Origin of the sequence: Anaerorudis cellulosivorans (assembly GCF_025943985.1) — a bacterium.
Classification (GTDB): Bacteria; Bacteroidota; Bacteroidia; order Bacteroidales; family Dysgonomonadaceae; genus Anaerorudis; species Anaerorudis cellulosivorans.
In genome coordinates this window covers 16,141-37,702 of sequence record NZ_JAPCWE010000023.1, presented here as the reverse complement: position 1 = coordinate 37,702, position 21,562 = coordinate 16,141, and the positions used below count along the sequence as shown (strand labels likewise).

General features: G+C 38.1%; 16 protein-coding genes and 1 rRNA gene. 15 read left to right on the top strand and 2 right to left on the bottom strand.

Going from position 1 to position 21,562, the window contains the following annotated elements:
• The first annotated feature begins 43 nt into the window (after nt 1-43).
• The 14 genes from rrf (at nt 44) to trxA (ending at nt 15,375) form a co-directional block, all read left to right on the top strand.
• Nucleotides 44-156, top strand: a 5S ribosomal RNA gene (gene rrf, locus OLM34_RS10970).
• Between the two features lie 278 nt (nt 157-434).
• On the top strand, nt 435-2,171 hold the full coding sequence (gene lysS, locus OLM34_RS10965) for a lysine--tRNA ligase (RefSeq protein ID WP_264407291.1): 1,737 nt from the start codon (nt 435-437) through the stop codon (nt 2,169-2,171).
• A 27-nt stretch (nt 2,172-2,198) separates the two neighbouring features.
• The gene (locus tag OLM34_RS10960; protein WP_264407289.1) at nt 2,199-3,194 is read left to right on the top strand and encodes an NAD(P)H-dependent glycerol-3-phosphate dehydrogenase; all 996 of its coding nucleotides are present in this window, start codon (nt 2,199-2,201) and stop codon (nt 3,192-3,194) included.
• A 12-nt stretch (nt 3,195-3,206) separates the two neighbouring features.
• Nucleotides 3,207-4,568: a glucose-6-phosphate isomerase gene (locus tag OLM34_RS10955; RefSeq protein WP_264407288.1), complete on the top strand. Its 1,362-nt coding sequence runs from the start codon at nt 3,207-3,209 to the stop codon at nt 4,566-4,568.
• 113 nt (nt 4,569-4,681) lie between these two features.
• On the top strand, nt 4,682-5,440 hold the full coding sequence (locus OLM34_RS10950; protein ID WP_264407287.1) for an HAD family hydrolase: 759 nt from the start codon (nt 4,682-4,684) through the stop codon (nt 5,438-5,440).
• A gap of 92 nt (nt 5,441-5,532) precedes the next feature.
• Nucleotides 5,533-7,458 (top strand): NAD(+) synthase, encoded by a 1,926-nt coding sequence (locus OLM34_RS10945; RefSeq protein WP_264407286.1) that lies wholly within the window; start codon nt 5,533-5,535, stop codon nt 7,456-7,458.
• Nucleotides 7,459-7,473: 15 nt separating this feature from the next.
• The gene (locus tag OLM34_RS10940) at nt 7,474-8,898 is read left to right on the top strand and encodes a RapZ C-terminal domain-containing protein (RefSeq protein WP_264407284.1); all 1,425 of its coding nucleotides are present in this window, start codon (nt 7,474-7,476) and stop codon (nt 8,896-8,898) included.
• A gap of 29 nt (nt 8,899-8,927) precedes the next feature.
• Nucleotides 8,928-9,662 (top strand): nucleotidyltransferase family protein, encoded by a 735-nt coding sequence (locus OLM34_RS10935; RefSeq protein WP_264407283.1) that lies wholly within the window; start codon nt 8,928-8,930, stop codon nt 9,660-9,662.
• Nucleotides 9,663-9,792: 130 nt separating this feature from the next.
• The gene (gene dnaB / locus OLM34_RS10930) at nt 9,793-11,322 is read left to right on the top strand and encodes a replicative DNA helicase (RefSeq protein WP_264407281.1); all 1,530 of its coding nucleotides are present in this window, start codon (nt 9,793-9,795) and stop codon (nt 11,320-11,322) included.
• A gap of 100 nt (nt 11,323-11,422) precedes the next feature.
• Nucleotides 11,423-11,641: a translin family protein gene (locus OLM34_RS10925; protein WP_264407279.1), complete on the top strand. Its 219-nt coding sequence runs from the start codon at nt 11,423-11,425 to the stop codon at nt 11,639-11,641.
• Nucleotides 11,642-11,764: 123 nt separating this feature from the next.
• Nucleotides 11,765-13,756, top strand: a complete 1,992-nt coding sequence (locus tag OLM34_RS10920; RefSeq protein WP_264407278.1) for a PBP1 and LysM peptidoglycan-binding domain-containing protein — start codon at nt 11,765-11,767, stop codon at nt 13,754-13,756.
• On the top strand, nt 13,753-14,436 hold the full coding sequence (locus OLM34_RS10915; RefSeq protein WP_264407277.1) for a porin family protein: 684 nt from the start codon (nt 13,753-13,755) through the stop codon (nt 14,434-14,436). The genes OLM34_RS10920 and OLM34_RS10915 overlap by 4 nt, the downstream gene beginning before the upstream one ends.
• A gap of 100 nt (nt 14,437-14,536) precedes the next feature.
• Complete coding sequence (locus tag OLM34_RS10910; protein ID WP_264407276.1) at nt 14,537-14,827, top strand: ArsR/SmtB family transcription factor; 291 nt, start codon at nt 14,537-14,539, stop codon at nt 14,825-14,827.
• A 32-nt stretch (nt 14,828-14,859) separates the two neighbouring features.
• The gene (trxA, locus tag OLM34_RS10905; RefSeq protein ID WP_264407275.1) at nt 14,860-15,375 is read left to right on the top strand and encodes a thioredoxin; all 516 of its coding nucleotides are present in this window, start codon (nt 14,860-14,862) and stop codon (nt 15,373-15,375) included.
• A gap of 78 nt (nt 15,376-15,453) precedes the next feature.
• Here the strand turns inward: trxA and OLM34_RS10900 are convergent, their stop codons facing one another.
• The gene (locus OLM34_RS10900) at nt 15,454-18,672 is read right to left on the bottom strand and encodes a glycoside hydrolase family 2 TIM barrel-domain containing protein (protein WP_264407274.1); all 3,219 of its coding nucleotides are present in this window, start codon (nt 18,670-18,672) and stop codon (nt 15,454-15,456) included.
• 172 nt (nt 18,673-18,844) lie between these two features.
• Here OLM34_RS10900 and OLM34_RS10895 point away from each other — a divergent pair, with 172 nt between their 5' ends.
• On the top strand, nt 18,845-20,113 hold the full coding sequence (locus OLM34_RS10895) for a peptidase U32 family protein (RefSeq protein ID WP_264407273.1): 1,269 nt from the start codon (nt 18,845-18,847) through the stop codon (nt 20,111-20,113).
• Between the two features lie 11 nt (nt 20,114-20,124).
• Here OLM34_RS10895 and nhaD read toward each other — a convergent pair whose 3' ends face one another.
• Nucleotides 20,125-21,555 carry a sodium:proton antiporter NhaD gene (nhaD, locus tag OLM34_RS10890; RefSeq protein ID WP_264407272.1) on the bottom strand — a complete coding sequence of 477 codons (1,431 nt, stop codon included), beginning with the start codon at nt 21,553-21,555 and terminating at the stop codon, nt 20,125-20,127.
• Nucleotides 21,556-21,562 lie beyond the last annotated feature (7 nt).

The window sequence follows — 21,562 nt, the reverse complement described above, 5'->3', positions numbered from 1 at the left end:
TGTATCTTTTCTTTTTTGTCCGTCGTGTTATTTAAAAAGAGATTAAGGCGGCCGAGGCATCGGGGATCCACCTCTTCCCATTCCGAACAGAGAAGTTAAGCCCGACAGCACCGATGGTACTGCACAAACATGCGGGAGAGCAGGCAGCCGCCGTCTTGCACTACGCAGAAGCCTTCGCGGAAGTATATCTTTCCGTCGAAGGCTTTTCCGTTTTTTACCCCTGCCCCGACAATCCCGCCCCGCCCGGCGGTTCGGATCGGACCTGTCATCGCAAGGGGGGGGGTGAAGATGACGACCCGCTTTACATCGGTTGATGACTTTCGAAATAAATATTTTCGATGTACCAAAAAAACTTAACATACAGGTAGAATGCAATATATTTTGTACTTTTGCATGAATTTTAGCAATAGTAAGCGATAATAGATATTAGAAGTATGCATAATTTTGATCTTAGTGAGCAGGAAATCATCCGCAGACAAAGTCTCGACGAGTTAAGAAAATTGGGAATAGAACCGTATCCTGCCGAATTATACGAAGTAAATGCTTATTCAATCGATATAAAAAATGAATTTAAAGATGATGAAGAAAAACGACAGGTAAGCATTGCGGGACGCCTTATGAGTCGTCGTATTATGGGTAAAGCTTCTTTTGTTGAATTACAAGATGCAAAAGGGAGAATACAAGTTTATGTGACGCGTGATGATATCTGTTCGGGTGAAAATAAAGATTTATATAATGTTGTTTTTAGAAAATTGCTCGATATAGGCGATTTCATTGGTGTTACAGGGTATGTTTTCCGCACACAAACCGGTGAAATATCCGTTCATGCTCAATCATTAAAAGTTCTAGCAAAATCTCTCCGGCCATTGCCAATAGTAAAAATGAAAGATGGGGTTGTGTATGATAAATTTAATGATCCTGAACAGCGTTATCGTCAACGTTATGTAGATTTGATAGTTAACGAAGACGTTAAAGATATATTTATAAAGCGAACAAAAATCTTTAATGCCATGCGCGATTTTTTCAATCAGCATGGTTATCTTGAAGTTGATACGCCTGTTTTGCAAAGCATACCGGGGGGAGCTTCAGCACGTCCCTTTATTACCCATCATAATGCGCTCGATATCGACCTTTATTTACGTATTGCTAATGAATTGTATTTGAAACGTCTTATTGTTGGGGGATTTGATGGCGTTTATGAATTTTCACGTGATTTCAGGAATGAAGGAATGGATCGCACTCATAATCCTGAATTTACGGTTCTGGAAATTTATGTTGCGTACAAGGATTATAAATGGATGATGGAGTTTGTTGAGCAAATGTTGGAATACGTTACCATGCAGGTGTTAGGCACAACGAAAGTAAAAGTTGGAGAAAATGTAATCGATTTTAAGGCTCCTTATAAACGCATTACAATGATTGATGCTATTAAAGAATATACAGGAATCGATATTACCGGAATGAGTGAAGAACAACTTCGAAAAGTTTGTGAACAACTGGGTATCGAGCAAGATGAAACAATGGGTAAAGGCAAGCTTATCGATAAAATTTTCGGTGAAAAGAGTGAACCTCATTTTATACAACCAACTTTCATAATCGATTATCCTATAGAAATGTCGCCATTATGCAAACGTCATCGCAACAATCCTGAGCTTACTGAACGATTTGAATTAATTGTCAATGGGAAAGAATTAGCGAATGCTTATTCAGAATTAAATGATCCTATCGATCAGCGTGAACGTTTTGAAGAGCAACTTCGTCTTTCCGAAAAAGGTGATGATGAAGCAATGTTTATCGATCAGGATTTTCTTAGAGCATTAGAATATGGTATGCCACCAACCGCAGGAATGGGCATAGGAATGGATCGGTTGACCATGTTACTTACCGGTCAAACAGCTATTCAGGAAGTGTTGTTGTTTCCACAGATGCGCCCGGAAAAACCCCTTAAAAAAGACACACCGGATAAATATATGGCAATCGGTATTCCGGAAGAATGGGTTTCGGTTTTACAAAAAGTAGGATATAATGAAGTTAAAAGCTTGAAAAATGTTAATCCCAACAAATTATATCAAGAACTCTGCGAGTTTAACAAAAAATTCAAGCTTGAATTAAACAATCCTGCCCTTGAAGAGGTTAAAACATGGGTGGTCAATGCGGAAAAATTATCTTAGATTTGACACCTTAAACTTAAAACTATCATGGATTCAGTAGGAAACGTTTGTATTGTTGGTGGTGGTACTTGGGGCACTGCTCTGGCGAAAATTGTATTGATGAATCAAAAGCATATTAATTGGTATATTCGACGCACGGAACAGATAGAAAATTTTTATAAATTAGGGCATAATCCCGATTATCTTACTAATGTAAAGTTTAATTTAGCTCAAATCACTTTTTATTCTAATCTTGAAAGAGCCATAAAGGATTCGGATACAATAATATTGGCTATCCCTTCTCCTTTTGTGAAACAATATTTTAAAAAAATTTGGAACAGTACTTTTAGGGGAAAATATATTGTTTCAGCCATAAAAGGTATTATTCCGAATGAAAATATGGTAGTTAGTGAATATTTTGCCTATAATTATAAAGTTCCTTTGGAAAATATAGGAGTGCTGTCGGGTCCATGTCATGCCGAAGAAATTGCTCTTGAAAGATTATCTTTTCTTACCTCAGCTTGTAAGGATATGCAAAAAGCGAGAGTTTTAGCGGAAGCCATAAAATCGCGTTTTTTGCATACTTCTGTTTCAGAAGATGTAACAGGAATCGAATTGGCTTCAGTTTTGAAAAATATTTATGCCATTGCAGCAGGAGTTTGCCAGGGGTTACTATATGGTGACAATTTTCAGGCTGTCTTGATGGCAAATTGTGCGAATGAAATGGAACGTTTTTTGAAAGAAGTCGTTCCCTTAGATCGGAATATTTGCGAACAACATTATTTAGGTGATATGTTAGCCACCGGCTATTCGCAATTTAGTCGTAATCGCACCTTGGGTACCATGATCGGGAAGGGATATTCGGTGAAAACGGCACAATTGGAAATGGAAATGATCGCTGAAGGATATTATGGAGCAAAATGTATTGTGGAGATGAATCAACGTTTTAAAATTCAGATCCCTATCGTAAATACAGTTTATCGTATTTTGTATGAAAAGACTTCACCAAAAGCGGAAATAGAAAAACTGATCGAATTTTTTTAAAATAAATGGCTTATGAGCAGTATAAAAATGAATATTCAACATGTGTATAACTGGTTGCCCGAAGAAGATATTCTGAGACAAGGGCCAACTGCAACCGCATGTAATCAAGCATTGTACGACGGTAGTCGTGAAGGAAGTGATTTTCTTGGATGGGTAAAATTACCATCTACTATAACAGAGGATCAATTCAAAGAAATAGAGGATGCCGCTGTATCTTTGCGATCAGCTTGCAAAGTAGTGGTTGTGGTAGGTATAGGTGGAAGTTATTTGGGGGCCAGAGCCATAATCGATGCGTTGAATAATTCGTTCGATTGGTTACAAACAAAAAGAGAAAGGCCTGTAATTGTTTATGCTGGTAACAGTTTGAGTGAAGATTATCTTTACGAATTGATTAAATATCTTGAAGATAAAGATTTTGGAATTATCAACATTTCCAAATCGGGAACAACAACTGAACCAGCAGTTGCTTTTCGACTTTTGAAGGATTTACTCGAAGAAAAAGTTGGAAAATCGGAGGCTCGCAATCGTATTATTGCTATTACTGATGCAGAAAAGGGTGCACTTCGGACATTGGCAACCATAGAAAAATATAAAACGTTTGTAATTCCCGATGATATTGGTGGACGTTATTCCGTTCTTACACCCGTTGGTTTATTGCCTATTGCCGTAGCCGGTTTCGATATTCGTAAATTGGTACATGGTGCAGCAACGATGGAAAAGAACACAGGTGCGAATGTGGCATTTGAATATAATTTGTCAGCTATTTATGCCGTCATTCGAAATGAATTGTATAAAAAAGGGAAAAAGATAGAGATTTTGGTAAACTATCATCCTAAGCTTCATTATTTTGCCGAGTGGTGGAAACAACTTTTCGGAGAAAGTGAGGGAAAAGATAATAAGGGAATTTTCCCGGCGGCTGTTGATTTCACGACTGATCTTCATTCCATGGGACAATGGATACAAGAAGGTGAACGCACTATCTTTGAAACGGTTATTTCCATTAAAGAACCTAATTATAAAGTAGTGATTCCTCATGACAACCAAAATCTCGATGGGCTTAATTATCTGGAAGGAAAACGTGTGGATGAAGTGAATAAAATGGCAGAACTCGGCACACGTATAGCTCATGTTGATGGGGGCGTGCCAAATATTCTTATCGAAATTCCAAAATTGGATGAAGAATCGTTAGGACAACTTATTTATTTTTTCGAAAAAGCCTGTGGCATAAGTGGTTATCTATTAGGTGTCAATCCGTTCAACCAACCAGGAGTTGAAGCATACAAACGGAATATGTTTGCTTTGCTCGAAAAACCGGGCTATGAGGAAGAAACAAGAGCAATAAAACAAAAACTGTCTGATCTCTATAAAGGATAAAGTATTCGAAACGCATCGTATGCGTTTTTATAATTGTGTGGAATTTTTTTAACAGGAGAAAAAATCTTTTTCTCCTGTAGCGTTTATTTATTTGTATTTAATTCATATTGTAAATGATAGAACCATTTAAAAAATATCTTCAAACTCCTCATTATCCGAATTTTGATCTTCATGCCGTTCTTTTTGATATGGATGGCGTATTGTACGATTCTATGCCTGCCCATGCTCGTTCTTGGCAGCAAACTATGGAGGAATTTGGATTTAAAACAACAAAACCTGAAGAATTTTTTTTGCACGAAGGGCGAACAGGAAAATCAACTATAAATATTATTTTTCAGAGAGAATTCGGTCGTAATGCTACAGACGAAGAAATAAAAAAAATATATAGTCGTAAAACCGAACTTTTCTCACAATACAATTCAGGAAAGACCATCACGGGAGCTCGAGAAGTATTGGAGATGGTTAAATCAAAGGGATTGCTCCCCTTTTTAGTAACCGGTTCGGGACAACCGTCACTGTTAGAAAAACTGGATGAAGATTATCCGGGTGTTTTCACTCCCGATACAATGGTTACGGCTTTCGATGTAAAGTTTGGCAAACCTCATCCCGAACCTTTTTTGATTGGATTAAAGAAAGCCGGCAATTTACAACCCAATCAAGCCATTGTAATAGAAAATGCTCCTCTCGGCACAGAAGCTGCTCATAAAGCAGGTATCTTTGTGATTGCTGTTAATACCGGTCCTTTGCCCAATTCTGTATTGAAAAAAGCCGGCGCTGATCTTATACTAGATTCTATGATTATGCTCAAAGAAAAACTTCCAGACATTTTTTTCATCACTCAATCGATTTATAATGAGGTAAATGTAATATAAAATAAATCAGAATTGAATGATGTTTTAATTATCTTGTGTTGTACTGCAACAATTTCTTATCTTTGCGATAATAACCTTGCAAATCATTTCCTATGGACATTAATCGATTTGGATTCATACGAGTTGCCGCTGCCTCTCCGAAAGTTAAGGTGGCAGATTGCGACTATAATGTGGCAGAGATTAAATCAATAATCAACAAAGCAATCGAGGAGCATGTGCAAATTCTCTGTTTTCCTGAGCTTTGTATCACCTCATATACTTGTGCCGATCTTTTTTTTCAGAAGTCTTTGCAAAAAAAAGCTGTTTCTTCATTAATAGATCTTGCCGGTTTTATGCAGGATAAGCCTTCTATCATTGCGATTGTCGGATTGCCGTTGCAAGTGAAAAATAGCCTCTACAATGTAGCCGCTGTGATTTCAGCTGAGGGTATTTTAGGCATTGTTCCCAAAATATTTATTCCGAATAGCAATGAGTTTTACGAAAAAAGATGGTTTGCAAGTGGGGAAACGCTGACCGATTTTATTGTGAAAATTAATAGAGAGAACATACCTATTGCGACGGAAGGGATGATTTTTCAAACACCTTTTGGAAATTTCGGTATCGAAATTTGTGAAGACCTCTGGATGCCCATACCTCCTTCTTCACATCTTGCTATGCAGGGAGCCGATATTATTTTTAATCTTTCTGCAAGCAACGAATTGGTTGGGAAGAACAATTATCGCAAATCACTGGTTTTGCAACAATCGGGACGTTGTTTGTCGGCTTATGTGTATTCGTCAGCCGGTAACGGAGAATCTACCACCGATTTGGTTTTTTCAGGAGCTTGTTTTATTGCTGAAAATGCCGTTATGCTTGCAGAAGGCAAACGATTTTCTCTCGAAAATGAAATAATTATTGCAGATATCGATATTAATGCCTTGCGTAATGAGCGGGTAAAAAGTTCCAATTATCTTCCTCCCAAAGAAAAATCTTTCAATGAGATTGTTTGTGCAATCGAACCGATTTCCGTTCCGTTTATCTACCGAAAAATCAATCCTTATCCGTTTTTACCAACTCAATCTTTCGAAAATGAAAATTTAAGCGAGGTATTTACTATTCAGGTACATGGATTGATAAAGAGGCTGCAACATACCGGTCTCAATAAAGTGGTTATTGGCGTTTCGGGAGGATTGGATTCCACACTTGCCCTTCTGGTGGTAGCAAAAACATTTGAGATTCTTGAAATTCCTCGAAAGAATATATACGGTATTACCATGTCCGGCTTTGGCACGACAGAAAGAACGTATAAAAATGCAGTGATGCTTATACAGTCCATTGGAGCAACACTGAATGAAATTTCCATTGTAAATTCGGTAAAACAGCATTTTGAAGATATCGAATTCGATATAAATGATCATAGTGTTACTTTCGAGAATGCTCAGGCCCGTGAACGCATGCAGATCCTTATGGATTATGCCAATAAGGTTGACGGATTGGTGGTCGGGACAGGTAATTTATCGGAGCTCGCGTTAGGTTGGACTACCTACAATGGTGATCAAATGTCGATGTACAGTGTAAATTCCGGCGTTCCAAAAACATTAGTAAAATCGCTTGTCCGTTGGATAGCAGAAACCCAGATGGAAGAGTCTGTTAGAGAGGTTCTGTACGATATTGTAGCAACTCCTTTCAGTCCGGAATTATTGCCGGCTGATGAAGAAGGCAAAATTGCTCAAAAGACAGAAGAAGTAATAGGTCCGTACGAATTACATGATTTTTTCCTTTACCGAATGTTTCGTTATGGGGATGAACCCGGACGAATTGTTTTTCTTGCGTCTCAAGCGTTTGGAGATAAATATTCCATAGAAGAAATTGTGAAATGGTTAAAGGTGTTTTATAAACGTTTTTTTTCTCAGCAATTTAAACGTTCTTGTATGCCGGATGGACCTAAAGTTGGTTCTGTTAATTTGTCGCCTCGAGGCGATTGGCGTATGCCGAGCGATGCAGTGGTAAAGACATGGTTGGAGCAATTGGGAAACTAAATTTAATTATTTTTTATGCAACAGCTTTTTTCCTTATTTAAAAATTATACGGGAAAATCGAATCCTGATATTGAACCTATACCTTCGTCAGGTTCTAACCGAAGATATTTTCGTTTGAAAAAAGACGATTTTTCACTTATAGGTGTTGCCGGAGAATCGCGAGAAGAAAATCGGGCTTTTATTGAGTTGGACAAACATTTTTACAGACAGCATCTTAATGTTCCCGAAGTTGTTGCAGTTTCAAATGATGAAATGTTTTATCTTCAGGAAGATCTTGGAGACGAGATTTTGTTTGATGCGATAAAAGCAGGTCGCGCTACAGGCGTTTTCAGTCATGAAGAAAAAGAGCTGCTGCATAAAACTATTGCACTACTGGCCGATTTTCAAGTGAAAGGTGCACAAGGCCTTAATTTTGATGTGTGTTATCCTCTTCCTGAATTGAATCGTCGTTCGGTAAATTGGGATTTAAATTATTTTAAATACAGTTTTTTGAAAACTACCGGAATGGATTTTCAAGAAGATTTATTGGAGAACGATTTCGATAAGTTTACCGATACGCTGTTGGAAGACAAAAGTAATACATTCATGTATCGAGATTTTCAGTCGCGAAATGTGATGCTGGTGGACGGGAATCCTTATTTTATCGATTTTCAAGGTGGAAGAAAAGGTCCTGTGTATTACGATGTGGCATCGTTTCTTTGGCAAGCAAAGGCCAATTTTCCATCCGAGTTGCGTGATGAATTGATTTTGACTTATCTCGATTCATTGAATAAATACATGGATGTTGATGAATCAAAGTTTTTGGATCGATTGCGTCAATTTGTTCTATTCCGCACGCTACAGGTATTGGGCGCTTATGGATTTCGGGGGTATTTTGAAAAGAAACCACATTTTATACAAAGCATCCCTTTTGCGTTGAATAATTTACATGAGTTGTTGAAAGACGGGTTCGATGAATATCCTTACCTTTCTAAGGTGTTAAATGAGATGACCGAGCTCAAACAGTTCACCGATGTTAAAAAACGCGAATTAGAAGTACGAGTGGTAAGTTTTGCTTATAAGAAAGGGATTCCAAACGATCCTTCGGGTAATGGAGGCGGATATGTTTTCGATTGCAGAGCTATTAATAATCCGGGTAAATTTGAACGATATAACAATTTCACAGGCTTAGATGAGCCGGTGATTCAATTTTTGGAAGAAGACGGAGAAATAGTTGAATTCCTCGATACTATTTATCCATTGGTCGATAACCATGTTAAACGATATCTGGATCGGCATTTTACTAATCTGATGATTGCTTTTGGATGCACAGGAGGTCAGCATCGTTCGGTTTATGCAGCACAACACGTTGCGGAACATATTTTCAGAAAATTTGGGGTAAAAGTTGTGCTAATTCATCGAGAACAGAATTTAGAGCAAGAATTTAAAAACCGTAATTGATTTTTATAATGTCTTAATTTCCTTATATCATGAAAGCGATGATTCTTGCTGCAGGTTTAGGTACCCGATTGAGACCGTTGACCGATACAATGCCGAAAGCATTGATTCCAATAAAGGACAAGCCTCTACTCGAGTATATGATAGAGAAATTGAAAGTTGCAGGTTTTGAAGAAATTATCATCAATATCCATCATTTTGGGCAACAGATTATCGATTTTGTTCAATCAAAAAATTGTTTCGGCATTCGAATCGAATTTTCCGACGAACGCGATAACCTTCTTGATACGGGTGGTGCCATTAAAAAAGCTGCATGTTTTTTCGACGATGGGAAACCTTTTCTCATTCATAATGTTGATATTCTTTCGAATATTGATCTTTGCGAATTGTGTGAGTATCACAAGAAACATGCTTATTTGGCGAGTTTAGTAGTCAGTCACCGTAAGACATCCCGTTATTTGCTATTCGATGAAAATAATTTGCTTAAAGGTTGGATAAATACCAAAACAGGAGAAAGACGATCCCCTTTTACCGATTTTGATCCCACACAATGCACCCCTTTAGCTTTTTCGGGGATACATATTTTACATCCTGATGTTTTTAATTACATGAACAATTTTCCCGAGAAATTTTCTATTGTCGATTTTTATCTTTCTATTTGCAATAGAGAGAAGTTGTATGGATATGTTCCACGAAACTTGCAATTAATTGATGTTGGAAAACTTGATTCACTTTCTCAAGCTGAGAAAACTTTTTTGATACTCTGATTATTTCAGACATAATGAAAATAGAGGAAAATTTTAAAGTTGTCATTATTTTTTACACGAATTTTTTTGCATCTTTGTAAATAAGTTCGGCATTGATTGAGTTGAATTAGCAGGAAAAAAATCAGTAAAAATGGAAAAGCAGAAACGTCAGCAAAAAGTCAAAGTAGTAGAAAAACCTGTTCCGGTTTTGGATATCGGCAAACTTCCGCCTCAAGCAAAAGAACTTGAAGAGGCGGTTTTAGGCGCACTGATGCTCGAAAAAGATGCTTATTTTGTGATTAGCGACATTCTTAAGCCTGAGAGCTTTTATGATCCTTCTCATCAGATGATTTTTGGAGCTGTTCAGAATTTAGCTATTCAACAGAAACCCATTGATGTTCTTACTGTTGTTGAAGAACTGAAAAAACAGGGTGAGTTAGAATCGGTGGGAGGAGCCGCGTATATAGCAGAATTGACCGAAAAAGTGGCGTCTTCAGCACATATCGAGTATCATGCACGCATTATTGCGCAAAAATATCTGGCACGGCAACTCATTTCTTTCTCTTCTGAAATTGCTCAACAAGCTTTTGATGAAACTGTAGATGTGGATGATCTGATGCAGGAAACCGAAGGCCGTTTGTTTGAAATATCGCAGCGTAATATGAAGAAGGACGTCATTCAGATTAATCCTATCATTAAGGAAGCTTTAGACAATCTTCAGGTTGCTGCAAATCGTAAGGATGGACTCAGTGGACTACGTACCGGTTTCAAAGAATTGGATAAGATGACGTCGGGTTGGCAGAATTCCGATCTTATTATTATCGCTGCGCGTCCAGCAATGGGTAAAACAGCATTTGTTTTATCCATGGCTAAAAATATGGCATTAGATTATGAATATCCTGTAGGAATTTTCTCCTTAGAAATGTCCAATGTACAATTGGTAAACAGATTAATTGTAAATGTGTGTCAGATTAGAGGAGAAAACATAAAAAGCGGCCGCCTTACAGAAGAGGAATGGATGTTACTGGACAAAAATATAAAACAATTATATAATGCCCCTATTTTTATTGATGATACACCTAGTTTATCGATATTTGAGTTGCGAACTAAAGCGCGGCGTTTGGTGCGGGAACACGGGGTTAAAGTGATCATTATCGATTACCTTCAGTTAATGAATGCCAGTGGCATGACATTCGGAAGCCGTGAGCAAGAAGTGAGTACTATTTCGCGTTCGTTAAAAAGTTTTGCCAAAGAGTTGAATATTCCGGTAATTGCGTTATCTCAATTGAATCGGAGTCTTGAAAGTCGGCAGGGTAATGAAGGTAAACGTCCGCAATTGGCTGATCTTCGTGAATCGGGAGCTATTGAACAGGATGCCGACATTGTTTGTTTTATTCATCGTCCGGAGTATTATAAAATCACGGAAGATGAAAATGGGAATTCGCTTATTGGCGTTGCAGAAATCATTTTAGCCAAACATCGAAATGGCCCAACCGGCATTGCGAGAATGAATTTTGACAGTGAATATGCACTCTTCCGCGATCCTGTCGAGAAAACGACTTATCGCGAATTTCCTTCAAAAATGAACAAGAGAAGAATGGCCCCAGTTAAGGAAACCGCCCCATCGGCTTCCAATACCGCCGATTTGATAGATGAGGATAAGGAAGATCTTCCCTTTTAAACAAATTCAATTAAGAAGAATCAGGATGAACATTCGAATATCTCCTCTTGCATATGGACTTTTTGTGTGCATTTTTTGTGCATGCATATCATGTAACTCTATGAGTAAAGATGCTCGAAAAGCAGCGAAACTCACCAATGAATCAATTCGGCAAATGCATGAGTTGAAGTTAGATGAAGCTGAGAAATCGTTTAAAAAAGCGCAGAAAATCATTCAAAAATATAACGAAAAAGGGGAACTGGAAGTTTTTCTTCTTGAATATCGACAATATCGCGATAAAGAGAGATGGAAGGTTTCGGGAAAAGACAAGAAACATTAAAATTCATGGATTTATGTGCTAATAATTTAAAATCAGACTGATAATTGATTGATTAATCTGATGGGCTCACTTTTATTCCTATTTTTGCAATAAATTAAAAAGCGAAATAAAAAACAACGATAGATGCGTCAAATTTCTTTGGGTAAAATAACCGTAATAATTTTTTTCTTTGTTTTTTGTGCTGTTCACGCGCAGGAACTTCCCTACGAGAAAATTACGATGAACGGCAAAATGTTTTATATTTATCACGTAAAAGCCGGCGAGGGTTTATATTTCATTTCTCGGACATTTTCCGTTAATGCAGATGAGATATTGAAATTTAATCCGACGATCGAAAATGGACTGAAGAGTGGACAGGTTTTATATATTCCTATTAATGATGCTTCTCAAACTTCCGCATTCCAAATTCCACCATCAAATCAGTCTCCTGTAACGACTCCCAATAAATCCAACACTTTCAAACATATTGTTCTGCCGGGTGAAACCGTATATTCCCTTGCTCAAATGTATCATACAACTGTTGAAGAAATTTACCGTTATAATCCTACAGCGCGAGAGATGATCAAGGTTGGGCAAGAGCTTATTATTCCTCAGCCGGTGGCTACAGGGAAAGATGAGCATTACCGTTATCATACGATTATGCCTAAAGAAACATTATATTCCTTGGCTCGTTTGTACTCGATTAAACCGGAAGACATTATAGCTGCCAACCCCGGTTTGTCGGAAGAAACGTTTCAGATTGGCAAAACCATTCGCATACCTTTCCCTGGATCGAATGAAACTGTTGTTTCTTCTGATCGTCAAATTAAGCACCTAGTACATAAAGTGAAAAAAGGCGACACGCTTTATAGTATTGCTCGTCAATATGGCGTTTCTGTTGAAGAAATTCAGCGTGTCAATTCGTTGCTTTCCGACAGTCTGAAAGCTGATATGGAGTTGTTGATCCCTGTGGTTGCAGGTCGGTCAGGTAAAGGAAATCGATTGGCTGAAGAAATAAAAACCAACTTATTGCTTCGTCCAAATAAGCATCCGGTGAAAGTCGATGTGATTAAAGTGGGATTGTTGATGCCATTTCTGGATGAAACCGATAAAATGCATCTTCGTTTGCAGGAATATTATGAAGGATTACTTTTGGCTGTGGATAAGCTGAAAGATCAAGGTGCAAATATCGAATTGTATGTTTTTGAAATTGGAAAAGGGGATGATATTAAAAAGCTGAAAAGTTTACTTGAAACTATGGAAATGAAGTCGTTAAATTTGATTATTGGAGGCGTTTCCGACAAGCAAATTAAACTATTATCCGATTTTTCAGCGTCTAATAATATAAAATATGTAGTTCCTTTTTCGTCGAAAAATACCGAAGTATTGAGTAATAGCAATATTTTTCAGGTAAATTCGCCTCAGTCTTATATTTATTCCAAAACATCGCGTATTTTTAGTCAAATATTCAAGAATTCTAATGTTGTTTTTTTGAAAGTGGATGGAAAGTCGGATAAAGATGATTTTATTAATACCTTGCAAACCGATCTGAAACAAAACAATATTTATTATCGAATTATTACGATTGATAATTTGTTGGAAGAAACATTACTTCCACTTTTGGTTGCGAACAAGGAAAATGTGATTGTACCTACTTCGGCTGATGCTTCTTCATTACGACAAACGTTGGAAGCATTAAAAATGATTCAACAAAATAATACCGATTATACCCTCCGTTTGTTTGGTTATCCGGAGTGGCAGACGTATGATTCGAACTTTAAAAACGATTATCATAAGTTTGGTACCTATATTTATTCTTCTTTTTTTGTGGATGATAGTGATGTCGAGACAAAGGAGTTCATTGCCAATTTCAGAAAATGGTATAGAAGAGATGTAATGAATATTTATCCTCGTTACGCAATGCTGGGCTATGACACAGGTCTTTTTTTCTTGTCTGCACTTTATCGCTATGGTTTGAATTTTGAACAAAATATTCATCATCTTCGAGTAAAAACCGTTCAGTTTGCATTCAATTTCGAACGAGTAAACAATTGGGGAGGGTTCATTAACACAGGATTATATTTGGTTTATTATAGTCCCGATTATAAAGTTATAAAATTCGATAAAAGTCGATGAAGCGTTTTTTATTGGTTATATGGTGTGTTTTATCTGTTTTTCTGCTATTTGCACAAAAAACCAAATTCAAACCGGAATTATATGTAGGCCCCGGAGGAGGTATGATTTTTTCGACTGTTGATTTTGTTCCCAAAGTAAGTCAAAATACCCATAAAGGTTTTCAAGGAGGGGTTTCGGCAAAATATATTTCAGAGAAAAATTTGGGATTGATACTTGAAATGAACTTCGTACAGTGTGGATGGACAGAAGATTACAAAAATAATCCCGAATATAGTTACTCTCGCACTCTTAATTATCTTGAGGTTCCCTTTATGACACATGTTTATTTCGGAAACAAAAGTCGGTTTATTTTCAATATTGGTCCTCAAATAGGCTATCTTTTAAGCGAATCTTCTTCAATGAGCGATGCTTTGGCCGAATACACCGAGCAACAATCAACCGAGCAGCATGCCTATGCTGTTCCCGAAGAAAGATATGAAAATGCTTCTCATAAATTTGATTACGGAATCATTGCCGGTATTGGATTTGCGTTGAAAACCGGTATTGGCGATTTTGATTTTGAGGGGAGATATTATTTTGGTTTGGGCGATATTCTAAGTAACCGACGCGAAGATTATTATTCACGTTCTGCTCATCGCATTATCGAAGCCAAACTCACGTACTATCTTAAATTATTATAAATAACCGTTTTTTTATTTGTTGATTAAAAAAATGGTATATCTTTGCAACATTTTACATGAATACATGTTCATATATAAATATAATTTTAAGAAGAGAAGAATGGGTGAAAAAGAGAAAAAACGATTCGAGGAGGCAGCTTATCTATTAAAGGCATTGGCAAATGAGATCCGCTTGTGTGTCATTTTACAGTTGTCTGAATATGAGGAAAAATCGGTTTCTGAGTTAATGACAGAGATGAATTGCTCTCAATCACTTCTTTCTCATCACCTTACCGATATGCGTGCCAAAGGCATTCTTAGCTGTCGAAAGAGTGGAAAAAATTGTTTCTATTCTATTAAAGATAAACGTGTTTTGCAATTGGCATCGTGTGTGATGAAACAATATACATAATCAACGAACTAAGATATAAATAACAAAACGAAATGAATATTAAAACTCTTTTCACACTCATCACTTTAGGATTGTTGCTTTCATCTTGCAGTAATCATAAGGAAAACAAAGAAAATACTTCTGCCGGAAAGGTAGATAAGCAAAAACAGGAAATTAATTTACAAAAAACAAACATTTCTATGGCAAAACCAATTTATTTAACAAAAGCTGAATTTTTGAAAAAAGTTGCAAACTACGAACAAAATCCCGATAAATGGGTATATCTGGGCGATAAGCCTTGTATTATTGATTTTTATGCTGATTGGTGTGGTCCCTGTAAAATGATCGCGCCTATTTTGGAAGAGCTTGCTCAAGAATATGATGGGCAGATTTATATTTATAAAGTGGATACGGAAGCCGAACAGGAATTGGCAGCAGATTTCGGTATTCGCAGTATTCCTACTTTATTATTCTGCCCGTTAAACGAATCACCTCAAATGGCACAAGGAGCACTGCCTAAAGACGTGTTAAAAAAAGCTATTGATGAGGTATTATTAAAAAAATCGTAGCTCTCGATTCCTTAATAAAAAAACGGATGCATCGGTAAAGATTGCATCCGTTTTTATTGAATTCCATAAAGAGCCTGTTTATTTGAAATAGCCGTCGATTTCTTTTTTGTTTTTAATAGGAATGATAGTAAACCCATAGTCAACCGGGGTAGAGGAGGGTTTAATCATATATTGATCCAGTGGCAAAGCACCCCAACTATTATTGCCACCCAATCCCTGCATGCGGTAATCAATAAATAGGTCGACTAAGCGAGAGGGTTTATAATCGTTAATATGTTTGGGACGAGGAGCAGTTCCAACAGGTGCATCAAGATTCAGCGATTCACCATCTGAAATGGTTTCCAGTAAATAGTTTGAAGCATTGAATTCAAATGTATCATCCGCAACAAACAGCAATCCTTTACCTGACGTTTGTGTTAAAGCCAGCCAGTTAACATCAACATAATGTCCATTTTCTTGGGGGCGGATATATTTGGTGACCATTTCTTTGATCGGGCATGAATATCGATCCACGAATGTTGAAGTTTTCCGATCATCATAGTTCTCCCATTGTCCTCGGCCATAATATTCTGCATTTACGATATGATTGGGTAACTGCATTCTCATTCCAATTCTCGGAATGAAGGGGAGTTCGCAGCGAGATGCATCAAAATGGTTATCTACTCGAATGATGCCGTTATTATATATCGTATATGTTACGGTATTAACTGCATTGGTTTGAGGATACGTATAGCGATAACTGATGGTTGTTTCATCTCCTTGACTCACCTTGAAATCTTCTGCTTTCAGTTCTTGATAGCTGGCTTTTTCCCATTCATTCAATTTTCTTGGAAGCTGAGCCCCATAGTCATTATCGGTTGGTGCCCGCCAGAAGAACGGACGTAGTCCGAAACCATCATTTACATACTCTGTTTCATTCACTTTATATGAAGTAAGCACTCCGCTTACTTTGTCGAAAATTGCTTTAAAGTTGCTTCCGCTTACAATTAATGTTGTCTCGTCATCTTTTACGGTAGCCGCTTTAAGATGAGATGCAAGTTGCAATTTGGGAAAATCGTTTACGGTAAATTGTTCACGAGCAACAACCCATCCGGCAGGAATAAGTCGAGTATCTTGTCGCTGTTTCATTTCGAAAACGATGCTCAACTGCTTTTTCGAATTGGCAAAAGATGCAAAATTCGGGATACTTACTTTTTCGGTTTCTTGAGGCTTCACATTTATTGTGATCTTTCCTTCGGTCAGTTTTTTACCTTCCGATTTAACGGTATAGAAGAAATCGTACGGGCTTAAATCAATGAAAAAATTCTCGTTATATATTTCTACAGTACCTTTTTTAGGGTCGAAATTTTTAAACCAAACATTTTGATACACTTTACGCATTTCTTCGGTTTGGGGTTTGGTTGTTCTATCAGGAAAGATAACCCCATTGATACAGAAATTGCCTGATGATGGAGTCCCTTTAGGTCCGAAATCGCCACCGTAAGCCCAGAATTTGTTGCCCTCTTTATCTTTTTGGGCAATTCCTTGATCAACCCAGTCCCAAATGCAGCCACCTTGTAGTAACGGATATTTTCGGATAATATCCCAATATTCGATAAAATTACCCAAACTGTTACCCATTGCATGAGCATATTCGCAAAGGATAAGCGGACGATCGGATCGGGGACTTTGTGCATATCTTTCGATATCGGCAGGAGTACTGTACATCGGACAATAAATATCCGTATTCCATTCCATTCCGGCACGTTCATATTGTACCGGTCGCGAATTATCGCGTTTTTTTATCCAACGATACGTTTCGTAAAAATTGTAACCATTTCCAGCTTCGTTCCCTAACGACCATGTGATTACGCAAGGATGATTCTTGTCACGTTCCACCATGTTTCGGGTTCGGTTCAAGTGACTTTCAAGAAACAAAAGATTATTCCCCAGTGTTCCTCCCTTACGAAGATCATAACCCATGCCGTGACTTTCTATATTGGCTTCATCAATTACGTAAATGCCGTATTCGTCGGCCAGTTTGTAAAACAATTCGGGTTGAGGATAATGAGAAGTACGCACTGTGTTTACATTATACTTACGGAAAAGTTCAAAATCTTTCCTTATGAGTTCTTCGTTAACATAGTGCCCTGTATATTCGTTGTGCTCGTGGGTATTTACTCCTTTAATCAGAACCGGTTTCCCATTAATTAAAAACTGTTTGTTTTTAATTTCGGCCGTTCTAAAGCCAATTTTTACAGCCGTGGCCTCGAGGGTCTTGTTATTGCCGTTTTTAAGTTCGATGGCCAGCGTATATAAATTGGGCTCTTCTGCCGACCACTGTTTGACATTTGGGATATCGTTCGCAAAAGTTATTAAGGTATTTTCCTTTGTGTTGCCAGATTGCGATCCTTTGCTCACAACTTTTCCGTCTTTATCTTTCAATTCATACGAAACGCTGAAATTTTCGGTAGCATTATCGGTGTTTGCAATAGTTACTTCTAATGCAAATTTTCCGTTTTTATAGTTTTCATCCAATGGAGTGTGTGCAAAAAAATCGGCGATATGCGTTTTGGGGCGTGCATAGAGGTAGACATCCCGTTCTAAACCCGATAAGCGCCAAAAATCCTGACATTCCAAATAAGTTGCATCAGAAAATCGATGTATCTGGATGGCCAACACGTTTTTTCCGGCTTTTGCCAAATAGGAAATATTAAATCGGGCCGGCGTTTTGCTATCTTTGGTCATACCCAAAAATTTGCCGTTAAGATAGAAGTAAGCAGCCCCTTTTGTACCGTCTGAACTGAGAATGATATCTTTTCCGATCCACGATTGTGGAATTTCGAATTCTTTTCGATACGTTCCCGTAGGATTAAACTCTTTTGGAACCAGTGGTGGGTTGGGCCTATCCCAATAGGGAGGATACCCGGGTGATACAAATTCATAACCCGTATTTACATAAATAGGTACGCCAAATCCCTGAATTTCCCAATTGCCGGGAACATCGATGTCATTCCAACTTTTGTCGTTAAAATTTTCTTCATAAAATCCATCCATCGGACGTTCGTTGAAGTTATCCGTGTAATGAAATTTCCATTTACCGTTCAAAAGAAGAGATTCACTTCCTTTTGAAGAATATGGCGCATTAAGAGCGTCATTTACATTGGTGAACGAGAAGAAACCGGATCGTGCGGGTTCTTTGTTCAGTGCAATCAAATTGGGATCGGTAATTTCAACATAGCGGTTTTTTTGATCTTGAGCATTCAAAACCCCTATTCCCAATCCTACGAATAAAGAAATCAGGAAATACTTTTTCATGTTTACAGCGTTATCAATTAAAAAAATGTGTTTTCGCAAAGATAAAATAAAATTTTGGGTAAAGTGTAAAATGCTGACTTAAAAATAAACGAGTAGTGGTTTTGCGAGATGGTTTTAAGTATATTTCCATAAAAACCGAAAAAGCAGTACATTTGTAAAGAAGAATAGCAGTATGAGAGACCGTTACGATTACGAAATCATGGCACCCGCTGGATCTTATGAGTCATTAATGGCTGCAATTCAGGGTGGAGCCGATTCTATTTATTTTGGGGTTGAAGGGCTGAATATGCGTGCCCGGTCATCAAACAATTTCACGATAGATGATCTTCATCGTATTGCTCAGATTTGCAAAGAACATAATATCAAGAGTTACCTGACAGTGAATACCATTATTTACAATGATGATCTATCGTTAATGCGCAACATAGTGGACGCTGCAAAGGAAGCCGGACTTTCGGCCATTATCGCTGCCGATGTAGCGGTTTTGATGTATGCACGCAGTATTGGAATAGAGGTGCATCTTTCAACCCAACTCAATATTACCAACACCGAAGCGTTGGAGTTCTATGCTCAGTTTGCCGATGTGGTTGTACTGGCACGTGAATTAAATTTGGATCAGGTGTCAGGTATTCATAAAGACATTGTCGAACGGCAGATAAAAGGTCCTTCAGGCGAATTGGTCCGCATCGAAATGTTTGCACACGGTGCTTTATGCATGGCCGTATCGGGCAAGTGTTATTTAAGTTTGCACGAGAAGAATCTATCGGCCAATCGCGGTGAATGCAATCAGATTTGTCGTCGTGCTTATACCGTGAAAGACAAAGACAGCGAAATCGAGTTGGATATCGATAACGAATACATCATGTCGCCCAAGGATTTGAAGACTATTCATTTTTTGAATAAAATGATGGATGCCGGCGTTCGGGTGTTCAAAATTGAAGGTCGTGCTCGTGGCCCCGAATATGTACGTATTGTAACTTCCTGTTATAAAGAAGCTGTGCAGGCATATTGTGACGATACGTTTATACAGGAAAAAATCGACAGATGGAACGAACAATTGGCTGCGGTTTTCAATCGTGGTTTTTGGGATGGATATTATCTCGGCCAACGTTTAGGCGAGTGGACGCATCGCTACGGATCGGGAGCTACCAAGCGAAAAGTGTACGTGGGTAAAGCCATTAAATTTTTCAACAACCTCGGTGTGGGCGAGTTTCTCGTGGAAACACAATCGGTTAATGAGGGAGATGAATTGCTGATTACCGGACCGACTACCGGTGCTGTCTTTTTTACAGCCCACGATATTCGGGTAAACTTGGAAACGGTTACCGAAGCAGTGAAAGGTGATCATTTTTCAATTCGCACTCCGGCAAAAATTCGCCCTAACGATCAACTTTTTAAAATGGTCAGAACCGAACGACGAGGCACTGCTCATGAAAGATGAAAAATCGGTTTTTAAACGATAAGGATGTGTTGCAGGATATAAATTCCTGCACCGGCCAGATAGCCGATAAGAGCTACGGGAGTCATGCGTTTTAAATACCATCCGAAAGACACGCCTTCTATTCCCATAAAAACCACACCTGCTGCCGATCCGATAATAAGAATGTTTCCGCCTACACCGGCACAGTAAGCGATAAAATGCCAGAATGTGCCGTCAGGTATAAAATTCTGCATAAATGCCGGATCTGTGAAGGTGGACAATGTTGCAGGATCAACCAATGGATACATTCCGATAGTTGCAGCCACTAACGGTACGTTATCTATAACGGATGATAATAATCCGATTAAAATTCCCTGTTCATAAATATTGGGCACTTTTTCAGCCAGAAATGCCGATGCACTTCCCAATATTCCTGCTTTTTGAAGCGCATCTACAGCAAGCAGAATGCCTAAAAAAAACATTAATGTAGAAAAATCCAATCGTTTAAATACTTTTGATACCCTTAGTTTATTTTTCTCATCGATTGTAACTTTGTAATTGTAAATTATTTCCGTATATATCCACATCAAGCTTACACCAAACAGTAACCAGATAAAAGGCGGTAAATTGGTGATTGCTTTAAAAACGGGGGAAAGAACCAAAATGAGTAGTCCAAAAATCAGAATGGCTAATCGAGCAGAAGACGTCATGTAGTTTTGTGGTTTCTTTTGTGGGTGAGGATTCGTTTTTGCCGGATTGTCTTTAATTTTTCCATGAAAGAAAAATTGTACCACAAAAGTAGGGATTACCATGGAAACGAGACTGGGGAAAAAAAGTTGAGGAATAATCTTGTACGTTACATTTCCTTTTGTCCACAGCATGATCGTAGTTACATCACCTATGGGCGACCAAGCTCCTCCACTGTTTGCCGCAATCACAATAATCCCGCCAAACAGCCATCGTTCTCGCGGATCGGGGATAATTCGTCTAATGAGCATGAGCATGATAATGGTAATGGTAAGGTTGTCGAGTACGGCAGACATGAAAAACGTGATAAAACCAATTAGCCACAACAAACGCCTTTTATGGCGGGTGGTGATGTGATCGGTAATATACGTAAATCCTCCGTGTACATCGATGATTTCTACTATCGTCATCGCTGCCAGGAGGAACAGAATGGTTTCTCCAATATCACCGAGGGATTCGATAATTTGAAAGTTGACTACAAAATCTCTGATTTGTTCTTTATAAGAATAAGATTCCAATCCGGGATTCAAATCCAGGTAGTGCCGGAATTGATCCGGTGCCACCCTGGGAATAATATCGGGAGCGATATAAAGATAAATGATCCAGAGTAATGTACCGAGTAGCAGCGCAATGCTTGCTTTGTTGATGCGGATAGATTGTTCCATCGCAATCAACAAATAACCGGCAATAAAAAGGATAATTATTAATATTATCATACGAATC